Annotated in this window: 9 protein-coding genes; 7 read left to right on the top strand and 2 right to left on the bottom strand. The window is 71.6% G+C overall.

What is annotated here, in order from left to right; translation table 11 throughout:
* Nucleotides 1-43: 43 nt before the first annotated feature.
* Nucleotides 44-427 carry a 50S ribosomal protein L7/L12 gene (rplL, locus tag J7E22_RS10275; protein WP_214981642.1) on the top strand — a complete coding sequence of 128 codons (384 nt, stop codon included), beginning with the start codon at nt 44-46 and terminating at the stop codon, nt 425-427.
* A 200-nt stretch (nt 428-627) separates the two neighbouring features.
* Here rplL and J7E22_RS10280 read toward each other — a convergent pair whose 3' ends face one another.
* The gene (locus J7E22_RS10280) at nt 628-2,052 is read right to left on the bottom strand and encodes an APC family permease (RefSeq protein WP_214981643.1); all 1,425 of its coding nucleotides are present in this window, start codon (nt 2,050-2,052) and stop codon (nt 628-630) included.
* A 172-nt stretch (nt 2,053-2,224) separates the two neighbouring features.
* Here J7E22_RS10280 and J7E22_RS10285 point away from each other — a divergent pair, with 172 nt between their 5' ends.
* The 6 genes from J7E22_RS10285 (at nt 2,225) to J7E22_RS10310 (ending at nt 11,323) form a co-directional block, all read left to right on the top strand.
* Nucleotides 2,225-4,093 (top strand): ABC transporter ATP-binding protein, encoded by a 1,869-nt coding sequence (locus J7E22_RS10285; protein WP_214981856.1) that lies wholly within the window; start codon nt 2,225-2,227, stop codon nt 4,091-4,093.
* 20 nt (nt 4,094-4,113) lie between these two features.
* Entirely contained in the window at nt 4,114-5,478 is a 1,365-nt protein-coding gene (locus J7E22_RS10290) for a cystathionine beta-synthase (protein WP_214981644.1), read from the top strand.
* Nucleotides 5,479-5,635: 157 nt separating this feature from the next.
* A complete protein-coding gene (locus J7E22_RS10295) occupies nt 5,636-6,781 on the top strand; it encodes a cystathionine gamma-synthase (RefSeq protein WP_214981645.1) in 1,146 nt (381 codons plus the stop codon).
* A gap of 131 nt (nt 6,782-6,912) precedes the next feature.
* Complete coding sequence (locus tag J7E22_RS10300) at nt 6,913-8,304, top strand: MFS transporter (RefSeq protein WP_214981646.1); 1,392 nt, start codon at nt 6,913-6,915, stop codon at nt 8,302-8,304.
* Nucleotides 8,305-8,409: 105 nt separating this feature from the next.
* On the top strand, nt 8,410-8,979 hold the full coding sequence (locus J7E22_RS10305) for a substrate-binding domain-containing protein (RefSeq protein WP_214981647.1): 570 nt from the start codon (nt 8,410-8,412) through the stop codon (nt 8,977-8,979).
* Nucleotides 8,980-9,310: 331 nt separating this feature from the next.
* On the top strand, nt 9,311-11,323 hold the full coding sequence (locus tag J7E22_RS10310; protein ID WP_308159220.1) for a S53 family peptidase: 2,013 nt from the start codon (nt 9,311-9,313) through the stop codon (nt 11,321-11,323).
* 386 nt (nt 11,324-11,709) lie between these two features.
* On the opposite strand, the gene J7E22_RS10315 is transcribed toward J7E22_RS10310, so the two are convergent.
* A complete protein-coding gene (locus J7E22_RS10315; RefSeq protein ID WP_214981648.1) occupies nt 11,710-12,291 on the bottom strand; it encodes a TetR/AcrR family transcriptional regulator in 582 nt (193 codons plus the stop codon).
* Nucleotides 12,292-12,462 lie beyond the last annotated feature (171 nt).

Raw genomic sequence — 12,462 nt, forward strand, 5'->3', positions numbered from 1 at the left:
TTCCACAACCACCACACGTACTAGCTAGTAGTAGGAGAAAATCATGGCGAAGCTTTCGCAGGACGAGCTCATCGAGGCCTTCAAGGAGCTCACGCTCATCGAGCTCTCGGACTTCGTGAAGAAGTTCGAAGAGGTCTTCGAGGTCACCGCTGCTGCCCCCGTCGCGGTCGCCGCGGCCGGTGGCGCTGCTGCCCCCGCCGAGGAGGTCGAGGAGAAGACCGAGTTCGACGTCGTGCTCAAGTCGGCCGGTGACAAGAAGATCCAGGTCATCAAGGAGGTCCGTAGCCTCACGTCGCTCGGCCTCGGCGAGGCCAAGTCCCTCGTTGAGACCCCCGACGCCAAGGTGCTCGAGGGCGTCAACAAGGAGACGGCTGACAAGGCGAAGGAGGCCCTCGAGGCCGCCGGCGCCACGGTCGAGCTCGCGTAAGTACCCTTCGGTACTGACGAAGGCCGTCACCCCTCGGGGTGGCGGCCTTCGTCGTGCGCGGGGCGGCCGCGTGCGCGGGCGCGGCGCGGGGTGGCTCGGTGCGAGGTTGTTCGGCCGGTGCGGGGAAACGACCGCGCACCATGCGATCAACCTCGCACCGAGCGGCAGCGCGGCGCGCGGGGGCGCGGGGGCCGCGCGCGTCAGCGCAGCGTGCTGTGGCGGCGGCCGTAGGCCAGGTAGAGCACCGCGCCGACGACCATCCACAGGCCGAAGGCGATCCACGTGCCGGCGCCGAGGAACACCGCGAGCAGGACGCAGCACAGCGTGCCGAGGACCGGGACGACCGGGAAGAACGGCACACGGTAGGACCGTTCCAGCTCGGGCTGGGTGCGCCGGAGCACGATGACCGACACGTTGACGAGCGCGAACGCCACGAGCGTGCCGATGCTGGTGGCGTCCGCGAGCTCGCCGAGGGGCAGGAGCGCCGACACCACGGTGACGACGAGACCGACGATGAGGGTGTTCGCCACCGGGGTGCCCGTGCGGCGCGAGACCCGGCCGAAGACCTTCGGCACGAGGCCGTCCCGCGCCATCGTCAGGAGGATGCGCGTCTGTCCGTACAGCACGGTCAGGACGACGCTCGCGATCGCGATCACCGCGCCGACGGAGAACACGAGGGCGACGACCGGCTGACCGGTGACGTCGACGACGATGCGGACGAGCGAGGCCTCGTCGGACGAGAACGCTGTCCACGGGCGGGCTCCGATCGCGGCGATCGCGACGAGGATGTACAGCGCGGTGATGAGCGCGATGGAGCCGATGATCGCGCGGGGGAGGTCGCGGCGGGGGTCCTTGGCCTCCTCCCCGGCGGTGGAGGCGGCGTCGAACCCGATGTACGAGAAGAACAGCCGGGAGGCCGCGGCCGTCACACCAGCGGCACCCATCGGTGCGAGCGGTTCGAAGTGCTGGGTCTGGAACGCCGTGAACGCCACCGCGACGAAGAACACCAGCAGTGCGATCTTCACGAGCACCATCACCGTGTTCACCCAGGCGCTCTCCCGGGCCCCGGGCAGCAGGATCGCCGTCGCGAGCAGCACGAGCAGCGCGGCCGGCAGGTTGACCACCCCGCCGTCGCCGGGCGGAGCGGAGAGGGCCGTCGGCAGGTGCAGGCCGAACACGCGGAGGGTCTCGTCGACGTACTCGCTGGCACCGACCGCGACCGCCGCGACGGAGACCGCGTACTCGAGCACGAGACACCACCCGCAGACCCAGGCGATGCCCTCGCCCATCGTCGCGTACGTGTACGAGTAGCTCGACCCCGAGGTGGGGACGGCACCGGCCATCTCGGCGTACGACAGTGCGGACAGCAGCGCGGCGACCCCGGCGAGCACGAACGAGATCCAGACCGCGGGCCCGGCGAGCGGGACGGCCGTCCCGAGCACCACGAGGATGCCGGTCCCGAGGGTCGCACCGACGCTGATCATCGTCAGGTGCCACACCCCGAGGGAGCGACGGAGCGGTTCGCCGTCGACTCCCGCGGACGCCTCCGACTGGAGCTGCTCGATCGGCTTGCGGCGTGCGAGCTGGTGTCGGAGGGACGAGGGACGGGGTGGTGCGGACGTCATGGGACCTCGGTGGTGCGGGAACGGGGGACCGGCTGATGGTGGCATGCCCCCCGGACGGGGTCAAACCGTGCCTCCAGGGTCCGCGCCCACGATCAGGGAGATGTCCCCGGGCGGGTCTAGATTCGTTCCGGGTCGTCGGCTGCCGGCGCCCGGCAGGAGGATGCGCATGACGATGGGCGGGATGCACGGCGGTGGGCCGCGCGGTGGCGGACGGCTCTCCAGCGGGGACGTCGACGCCCAGAAGGCGGCGAACGCGGACGCCCCCGAGATCCCGCACCTGCTCCGCCGCACGGCCGCGCTCTTCGTGCCGCACCGCCGGTCGATCATCCTGACGATCGTCCTGGTGCTGATCGGTGCCGCGATCTCCGTCGTCCCGCCGCTGTTGACCCAGCAGGCGTTCGACCGCGGGCTGTTCCCACGGGCCGGCCGACCGGACCTGCCCGTCCTGGCCGGACTCGTCGGTGCGATGGTCGGCCTGTGGATCGCCAGCGCCGGTGTGGGCGTCTGGCAGACCTACCTCACCGCGACGGTCGGCAACAAGGTGATGGGCTCGCTGCGCATGCGCCTGTTCGGGCACCTGCAGCGCATGGAACTGGCGTTCTTCACGCGCACCAAGACCGGCGTGATCCAGTCCCGCCTCCAGAACGACGTCGGCGGTGTCGCCAGCGTGCTGAACAACACGATCTCGTCGGTGCTCGGCAACACCGTCACGGTCATCGCCGCGGTCGTGGCGATGCTCCTGCTCAGCTGGCAGATGACGATCGTCGCCGTGGTCCTCCTGCCGCTGCTCGTGATCGCCCAGCGTCGGGTCGGGCAGGTGCGGGCGCGGATCGCCGGGCAGACGCAGGAGTCACTGTCCGACATGACGGCGATCACCCAGGAGGCACTGAGCGTCTCCGGCATCCTGCTCGCCAAGAGCTTCAACCAGCAGCGCAGCGAGACCCAGCGCTACGGCGCCGAGAACCGGAACCAGATCCGCCTGCAGGTGCGCCAGCAGATGTCCGGACAGTGGTTCTTCGCCATCGTCCAGATCTTCCTGTCGATCATCCCGGCGATCATCTACCTGGTGGCGGCGTACCTGATCCTCGGCGGCATCCCGATCACCGCGGGCACCATCGTGGCGTTCACCACCGTGCAGTCGCGCCTGCTCTTCCCGACCGTGGGGCTCCTCCGGGTCGTGCTCGACCTGCAGACCTCCGGCGCGTTGTTCGCCCGCATCTTCGAGTACCTCGACCTGCGGCCCGCGATCACGGACTCGCCGACCGCGAAGCCGGTCGACGAACGACTCGTGGGCCAGGTGGCGTTCGAGGACGTGACCTTCACCTACCCGGACGGCGAGCCGGACAAGCCGACGCTCCGGGGGATCTCGTTCGACCTGCAGCCCGGGCAGTTCGCCGCCTTCGTCGGCCCGTCCGGCGCGGGGAAGACGACGGTCTCGTACCTCGTGCCGCGGCTCTACGAGGCGACGAGCGGGTCGGTCCGCTTCGCCGGGCAGGACGTCCGGGACCTCGAGCACGAGGACCTCATGCGGCACATCGGCATCGTGTCCCAGGAGACGTACCTGTTCCACGCCACGATCGGCGACAACCTGCGGTACGCGAAGCCCGACGCCACCGCCGAGGAACTCGAGCGTGCCGCCCGCGCCGCGAACATCCACGACACGATCGCGTCCTTCCCCGACGGCTACGACACCGTGGTGGGGGAGCGCGGGTACCGGCTGTCCGGCGGCGAGAAGCAGCGCATCGCGATCGCGCGCGTGCTGCTGAAGGACCCGCCCGTGCTCGTGCTCGACGAGGCCACGAGCGCGCTCGACTCGATCTCCGAGCGGGTCGTGCAGACGGCCCTCGACAACGCCGCGGCCGGGCGTACCACGATCTCGATCGCGCACCGGCTGTCCACGGTGCGCGACGCCGACGTCGTCTTCGTGCTCGACCACGGCCGCATCGTCGAGCAGGGCACGCACGAGGAACTGCTCGCCCTGGGCGGTACCTACGCGGAGCTGCACCGACAGCAGAACGCACCCGCCGACGCACTCGGATGAGCGCGCCCTAGAATCGGCCCGTGCGATACGCGAACTCCGTCCTCGACCTCGTCGGGAACACCCCGCTCGTCAAGCTCAACCGGGTCACCGAGGGGATCCGCGCGACCGTCCTGGTGAAGGTCGAGTACCTGAACCCCGGCGGATCGTCGAAGGACCGCATCGCGACCAGGATCATCGACGCCGCCGAGGCCTCGGGTGACCTGGGACCCGGCGGCACCATCGTCGAGCCGACCTCCGGCAACACCGGCGTCGGGCTCGCGCTCGTCGCCCAGCAGCGCGGGTACCGCTGCGTCTTCGTCCTGCCCGACAAGGTCGGCGAGGACAAGCGGAACGTCCTGACCGCCTACGGAGCCGAGATCGTCGTGACGCCGACCGCGGTCGCGCCGGACGACCCGGAGTCGTACTACTCGGTGTCCGACCGGCTCGTGCGGGAGATCCCGGGCGCCTACAAGCCGAACCAGTACGCGAACCCGAACGGGCCGCGCAGCCACTACGAGACCACCGGTCCGGAGATCTGGCGCGACACCGAGGAACGCATCACGCACTTCGTGGCGGGCGTCGGGACGGGCGGCACCATCTCGGGCACCGGCCGGTTCCTGAAGGAAGCGTCGGACGGGCGCGTCCGCATCATCGGCGCCGACCCCGAGGGCTCCGTCTACTCCGGCGGCACCGGGCGGCCCTACCTGGTGGAGGGCGTTGGCGAGGACTTCTGGCCGGCCGCCTACGACGCCGGCATCCCGGACGAGATCATCGCGGTCACCGACGCCGAGTCGTTCGCGATGACCCGTCGCCTGGCGCGCGAGGAGGGCCTGCTCGTCGGTGGCTCGAGCGGCATGGCGGTCGTCGCCGCACTGCGGGCCGCGGCGGACCTCACCGAGGACGACGTGGTCGTCGTGCTGCTGCCCGACGGCGGACGCGGCTACCTGGGCAAGATCTTCAACGACCGCTGGATGCGCTCGTACGGCTTCGCCGAGACGGACGAGGAGCGCACCGTCGGCTCGCTCATCGCGGGCAAGGACGGTCGACTGCCCGACCTCGTGCACGCCCACCCGTCGGACACCGTCCGCGACGTCGTCGACATCATGACGAAGTACGGGGTGTCCCAGATGCCCGTCCTGAGCGCCGAGCCACCCGTCGTCATCGGCGAGGTCGTCGGCGCCGTGGAGGAGAAGGCGTTGCTCGAGCAGGTCTTCACCGGCGCGGCCGCCATGGCCGACGCGCTCTCCCCGTTCGTCGGCGAGCCGCTGCCGCTCATCGGCGTGGGGGAGTCGGTGTCCGCCGCCCGGCGGGCGCTCGAGTCCGCCGACGCCCTCCTGGTCGTGGACGACGGCAAGCCCGCCACGGTGCTCACCCGTCACGACCTGCTCACCTACCTGTCGGAGTAGCGGGCTGCGTCCTGGAGGCACGGTGTGCGCCGGACGCGCACCGTGCCTCCCAGACCCGCACCTTCCAGACCCGCACCGCCTCCAGGATCCGCACCGCGTCGCGCGACGCGCGCCGCGCCTCCCGACCGACCAGAAGCGACCACCCGGAGAACCCACCATGACCGAGTTCAGCACCCGCGCCGTCCACGCCGGCCAGGAGCCCGACGGCCCCACCGGCGCCGTCATCCCACCGATCCACCTGACGTCGACCTACTTGCAGGACGGCATCGGCGGCATGCGGAACGGGTACGAGTACTCGCGCGCCGGCAACCCGACGCGCGATGCGCTGCAGACGATGCTCGCGGACCTCGACGGTGGCGTGGCCGCCTACTCGTTCGCGTCCGGGCTCGCTGCCGAGGACGCCCTGCTCCGGGCGTACCTGACGCCGGGATCGCGCGTGGTGATGGGGAACGACGTGTACGGCGGGACGCACCGGCTCGTCAGCCGCCTGCACGTCCCGTGGGGCGTCGAGCTCGTGGTCGTCGACATGAGCACCGTGGACGACGTCCGTGCCGCACTCGAGGGTGCGCCCGCCAAGACCGTCCTCTGGGTGGAGACGCCGACGAACCCGCTCATGAAGATCGCCGACATCGCCCTGCTCGCCGAGGTCGGCCACGCAGCCGGCGCGCTCGTCGTGGTGGACAACACCTTCGCGTCGCCGTACCTGCAGCAGCCGCTCGCGCTCGGCGCGGACGTCGTGTCGTACTCGACCACCAAGTACCTCGGCGGCCACTCCGACGTGGTCGGCGGGGCGATCGTCCTCGCCGACGAGGAGCTCGCCGCCCAGGTGCAGTTCCTGCAGTTCGGCGCCGGCGCGATCTCGTCGCCGTTCGACGCCTTCCTGACCACGCGCGGCATCAAGACCCTCGCCGTCCGGATGGAGCGGCACTCTGCCAACGCGCAGGCCGTGGCCGAGGCGCTCGTCGCGGAGCCCGGCATCGAGCGGGTCTACTACCCGGGCCTCGCCGACCACCCCGGCCACGAGGTCGCGGCGAAGCAGATGCGCGGGTTCGGCGGCATGCTGTCCGTGGCGCTCGCCGGGGGTGCGGACGCGGCTCGTCGCTTCGCGGAGTCGACGGAGCTGTTCGCGCTCGCCGAGTCGCTCGGCGGTGTCGAGTCCCTCATCGGGTACCCGAGCGAGATGACGCACGCCTCGGTCAAGGGCACGGAGCTGGCGGTGCCGGAGAACGTCGTGCGGCTGTCGGTCGGCATCGAGGACGCCGGGGACCTGGTCGCCGACCTGCGGGAGGCGCTCGCGCGCTGAGTCATGCCGGCCCGCGGTGCCGGTCGGTGCGCTGCGTCGTGCCGGCCCACGGTGGCTGGCGACGGCGAGTGCGCTGCGTGGCGCTGGTCCGCGCGCACTCGCGCGCCGAGTGACACCCCTACGATCGTGGGGTGGGCACGACGGCATCGCGGGTGAGCCTGTTCAGCGGGCGGTACGCGCTCGCGACGGTCGGCATGGTCGCCATCGTCGCGGTGGCCGCGTTCCAGAACCTGGCGATGACGACGATCATGCCGGAGATCAGCCGCGACCTGGACGGCGAGACCCTCTACGCGCTGGCGTTCGCCGCGCCCCTGGCGGCGGGGGTGCCGGGCATGGTGCTCGCCGGCAACTGGACCGACCGGGCCGGGGGACGGATCGTCGCGTGGGTGTCCGCGGCGCTGTTCGCGGTGGGCACGGCGGTGGTCATGCTCGCGCCGACGATGGAGGTCTTCCTGGCCGGGCGGCTCGTCGAGGGCTTCGGTGCGGGCGCCATCGACGTCGTGCTGTACGTCCTGGTCGCCCGGATCTTCCCGCCGGAGCTGCACGGCCCGGTGTTCGCCGGGTTCGCAGCCGCCTGGGTGGTCCCCGCGCTGGTCGGCCCTGCGATCGCCGGCGTGGTCACGGACGTGTGGAACTGGCACTGGGTGTTCGCGGGCGCCCTGGCGATTGCACTCGGTGCCTTCGCCCTGCTCGTCCCGACGCTCGGTCGTGTGCACGCGCCGGCGCTCGCACTGCGGCCGGCCTGGCAGGGTGCCCGCATCGGGTGGTCGTTCGGGGCGGCGATCGCGATCCTGCTGTTGAACGTCGCGCCGGACCTCGGTGCGTGGGCCCGGGTCGCCGCGGTGGTCGTCGGGCTGGTCGGGACCTGGGCCGCGCTCCGACCGCTGCTGCCGACGGGGACCTTCCGCGCGGCCCCCGGGCTGCCGTCGGTGATCCTGCTGCGTGGCCTGGTCGCCGCGTCGTTCTTCGGGAGCGAGGCGTACGTGCCGTACCTGCTGCAGGCGAAGCACGGTCTGTCGCCGTCTGCGGCAGGGCTGGCACTGACGGTGGCGGCGCTGAGCTGGGCGGCTTCGAGCTGGTTGCACGGTCGACTCGGAGAGGACCGACTCACGGCGACCCGTACGTTCGGCGCCGGTCTCGCGCTCGTGCTCGTGAGCCTGCTCACCGCGCTGACCGTCGCGACCTTCGGCCTGCCGTGGTGGGTGCTCGTGGTCGGTTGGTTCGTCGGCGGGGCCGGGATGGGCGCGATCTACCCGCGCACGTCGATGCTCACGCTGCGCTTCTCGGGCGAGGGCGATGACGGGTTCGCGAGCTCGGCCCTCACGATCGCCGATGCCTCGGGCAGCGTGATCGGCCTGGCGGTCACCGGACTGCTGTTCATCGGCACGGGCGGTGCGACGGGATCGGTGTCGTTCCCGCTGGTGTTCGCGGGGATGACGCTCATCGCCGTGCTCGCGATCGCCGCCGTGCGTCGGCTCGGGCCGGTCCCGGGTCCGGTGCCGCGTCCGGTGCCGACCGCGTGAGGCTGCGGTAGGCGGCACCACCGGCAGCCAGCCAGCGCGCCGGTTCCCGATGCGGTCGGCGCACGACGGGTACCGTGACACTCCCGATCGAGGGGGAGGACCATCGTGCCGCGCATCGCCGTCGCAGCCGTCGCGTTGACCGCGGCGCTCGCACTGACCGGGTGCCAGGGGGCGACCACCGCTGCGCCGACCCCGGTCTCGAGCAGCACGGGGACGCAGTCCGACGGCGGGTTCGCCCGCCACGCCGAGGTCGGCGTCGTGCTGCTGGCCGCGGCGGCCACACCGGGTCCGAGCTCGGGTGGTGTCGCGCTGCCCGACCGGTTCCGGAAGGACCTGACGTCGGCGGGGTTCCGCCCGGACGTCCGTGTCGCGAGCGCGAGCGACCCCGCTGCTGACCAGCGATCGGCCGTCCGGGCCCTCGTCCGCAGTGGAGCGAAGGTCCTGCTCGTCGAGGCGGCGGACCCGGCTGCCCTGACCGGAGCGCTGCAGACTGCGCGCGACGCGGGCGTGGTCGTGGTCGCGATCGGTGATCCCTTGCCGGGGTCCGGGTCGGGGGGCACCGGGGTCGGACCGGACTACCGGGTGCAGGGCACCGACTCCGACGCCGCACTGGTCGGGCGAGCGGTCGCGGTGGTCGCGTCGCTGCAGCGGGGCGAGCAGCCCGAGCGCGGCTGACGACCGCGCCAGTGCCAGCGCGGGCGCCAACGCCGCAGCCGGTTCCCGCACCGCCGCCCCGCGACGGACCGCGACACGGATTTCCCGGGTTCAGGGCCAGCACCCAGCCGATCCACCCGGAGTCCCGGAACCACGGCGATCGGTGGCTGTGCGCCCGAACAGGTTCGCCCCTCGAACGGGTGACACCGTTCGTCGGTGGAACGACCGACTGTCCGGCCGGTCGCCACGCTCACTACAGTCAGCTCACCGCAGCCCACGAAGCCGCTGGGAATCCAGGACCGTCACGGCGGTCCGCCTCCCGGTGGTGGGCGCCCCGTTGAGAGGACCCGAAGTGCATCGACGCCCACCGACTCCCCGCCGGACCACCCCGCCCACGACCACCACCCGCACCGCTGCCCTGGCGCTGACCGCCGCGGCCTGCACGATCGGCGCGGTGGTGTTCGCCGCCGGACCCGCCGACGCCGCGACCCGCCACGCACTGCCCGACTCCGTCCCGGCCTGGGCCACCGCGTCCAACGACACGGGCGCCGTCGCCGCGGACACCGACGTGGAGGGCGAGGTCTACCTCCCCCTCAAGAACCAGGCGGGTGCCGAGGCGCTCGCCACCGCCGTCTCGACGCCCGGCACGGCTCGCTACCGGAAGCCGCTCACCCCCGCCGCGTGGATCGCGAAGTTCGCGCCGACGAAGGCCGACGCCGACCAGGTGACCGGGTTCCTCCGGGCCCAGGGCCTGTCGATCACCGCCGTCCCCGCGAGCCACGAGTTCGTCGTGTTCCGCGGACCGGCCTCGGTCGTCAACTCGGTGCTCGGCACCTCGCTCCACACGTACCGGCACGCCCAGCGGACGCTGGTCGCCCCGTCAGCCGCACCGAGCCTCCCGGCCTCCATCGCGGGTCTCGTGAGCGGCGTCAGCGTCGACCAGGGTCGTCTCCTGACCCACCCGGAGCTCGTCCAGCAGGGCGAGCTGCCGGCGTCCTCGGTGCCGACCCACGGGCTGCGTCAGCAGGCCACGACCCCGACCGGCATCCAGGCGCAGTGCTCGAAGTACGACGGCGAGCACACCGCGACCGTGCCCGCGGCCTACGGGAAGACGAGCGTGCACACGTTCGCCTGTGGCTACGTGCCGTCCCAGATCCGCTCCGCGTACGGCGTCGACACGCTCGCGAAGCAGGGCGTGCGGGGCCAGGGACAGACCGTCGCGATCATCGACGCGTACGCGTCGCCGACGATCGTGCACGACACGAACACGTACTCCGCGCAGAACGGTGAACCGCAGCTCACGAGCGCGACGTTCGAACAGCGGATCCCGTCGCCGTCGGAGTTCACCGACCAGGTGCTCTGCCAGCAGCCGAGCGGATGGCAGGGCGAGGAGACGCTCGACGTGCAGTCCGTGCACGCCGTCGCCCCGTCCGCGAAGATCCTCTACGTCGGTGGCACGAACTGTGGTGGTGGCCTCGACGTCGCGATGTCGAAGATCCTCGACCAGGGCCTCGCGAACCTCATCAGCAACAGCTACGGCGACGTCGGCGAGAACGTCCCGCTCTCGAGCATCCGCGGGCAGGTCAACCTGCACATCCAGGCTGCCGGTGAGGGCATCGGCCTCTACTTCTCGAGCGGTGACAACGGCGACGAGTCCGCGTCCCTCGGGAGCGCTCAGCCCGACTTCCCCGCCTCGAGCCCGTGGGTGACCGCGGTCGGTGGGACCAGCCTGGGGATCGGCAAGACCGGCAAGAAGACCTTCGAGACCGGCTGGGGTGACGTCCTCGACCAGATCGTGGCGAGCCCGCGCGGCAACGTCTACTCGACCCCGCTCCCCGGTGGCATCGTCGCCGGTGGTGCCGGTGGCGGCCAGAGCACGCTGTTCGACCAGCCCGCCTACCAGAAGGGTGTCGTCCCGGCGTCCCTCGCGAACGGCAAGCGCGTCTCGCCGGACCTCGCGGCACTGGCCGACCCGTACACCGGCTTCGCGATCGGCATCCGCCCGATCACGGACGACACGACCCTGGCCACGGGTGACTTCCAGAACGAGACGTACGGCGGCACCTCGCTGGCGTCGCCGCTGACCGCAGCGCTGTCCGCGCTCGTGCAGGAGTCGACGCACACCCGGCTCGGGTTCGCGAACCCGACGCTGTACGCCACGTACCGTGCCGCGCCGAGTGCGTTCAACGACGTCCGTCCGCCGTCGTCGCCGATCGCCCTGGCGTACACCAGTGCGACATCGGGCAAGGACTACCTGGTCACGCTCGACCACGACACGTCGCTCACCACCGCCAAGGGGTACGACGACGTCACAGGGCTGGGCGCGGTGTCCTTCGCCGGCCTGACCCAGGTGGCGCGCCGGTAGGCGACGCGACCGTCTGACGGACTGGAGGCACGGTGCCGGTTGGCACCGTGCCTCCAGTCCGTTGCGGTGCGGGCGGGAGACGCGTCGTGGGACGCGCCTGTCGCTGATGGAGACGGGATGCTGTCTACAAGACGGGCCCGTGTCTACAAGACGGGCCCGTCTCCGCGAGACGGGCCCGTCTCCGCGAGACGGGCCCGTGTCTGCGAGACGGGCCCGTGTCCGCGAGACGGGCCCGTGTCTGCGAGACGGGCCCGTCCCCGCGGGACGCCGCGGGGTTGGCGAGACGCCGCGGATTCTGGCGGTGCTTCGTGACTTCGGCGGCGCCTCGAGGCGTCTGAGGCGTCTGAGGCGTCTGAGGCGTCTGCGGCGTCTGCGGCGTCTGCGGGTCAGTCCCACCACGCCGGGAACGACCGGGTGATCGTGTCCACGAGCGCCTTGCGGGAGCGACGGGGCCCGGCGAGCCACGCCTCGATCGCGCCGACGAACCCCTGGGCGACGAAGCCGGCCGCGACGTCGTCGAGCACCTCCGGACGCTGGTCGACCGGGAGCTCCTGGATGTGCAGGGCACTCGACACGGTGAAGTGCTCGACGAGCATCCGGTGCAGGCAGGCATCGTGCGGATCCGGCAGCGCGCGGACGTAGATCTCCCGGTGCGCGACGACGTGCTCGACCACCGCAGTGATGCCGTGCCGGGTGATCGCCGCGAGTTCGGCACTGTCGGCCCCGCGTGCAGCGGCGATCCGACGTGCGTCGGCGTCGTCCTCGCGGATGCGGTCGAGCTCGGGGGTCAGGACGTCGGCGAGCAGCGAGCCGGGGGAGACCGCGTGGGAGTAGAACGTGGCCCGGTTGATCCCGGCGGCGCGGGTGACGTCCGCGACGGTGACGGCGGAGACCGGTCGATCGGCGGCGAGCCGCAGGATCGCGTCACGCAGGGCCGCGGTCGTGTGCAGGATCCGGGCGTCCACCATGACTCCCACCCCCTTCCGGTTCGGCCCGGAGCCACCCGAGCACTCCGACGGTACCGCAGATCAGTTTCTCCACAGCTTTTTGTTAGGATGGTTCCGCGGACGAATCGATTCGACCGATCTGGTTCGACCAACGCCGCGATCACCATCTCCGACCCTGCACCGCCGAAGGAA

The sequence above is a fragment of the Curtobacterium sp. ISL-83 genome, from assembly GCF_018613895.1.
Classification (GTDB): Bacteria; Actinomycetota; Actinomycetes; order Actinomycetales; family Microbacteriaceae; genus Curtobacterium.

Excerpts from the sequence above, each read along its gene's own strand:
- J7E22_RS10280 (WP_214981643.1), bottom strand. The coding sequence starts at position 2,052 with ATGACGTCCGCACCACCCCGTCCCTCGTCCCTCCGACACCAGCTCGCA.
- J7E22_RS10295 (WP_214981645.1), top strand. The coding sequence starts at position 5,636 with ATGACCGAGTTCAGCACCCGCGCCGTCCACGCCGGCCAGGAGCCCGAC.
- J7E22_RS10315 (WP_214981648.1), bottom strand. The coding sequence starts at position 12,291 with ATGGTGGACGCCCGGATCCTGCACACGACCGCGGCCCTGCGTGACGCG.
- J7E22_RS10285 (WP_214981856.1), top strand. The coding sequence starts at position 2,225 with ATGGGCGGGATGCACGGCGGTGGGCCGCGCGGTGGCGGACGGCTCTCC.
- rplL (WP_214981642.1), top strand. The coding sequence starts at position 44 with ATGGCGAAGCTTTCGCAGGACGAGCTCATCGAGGCCTTCAAGGAGCTC.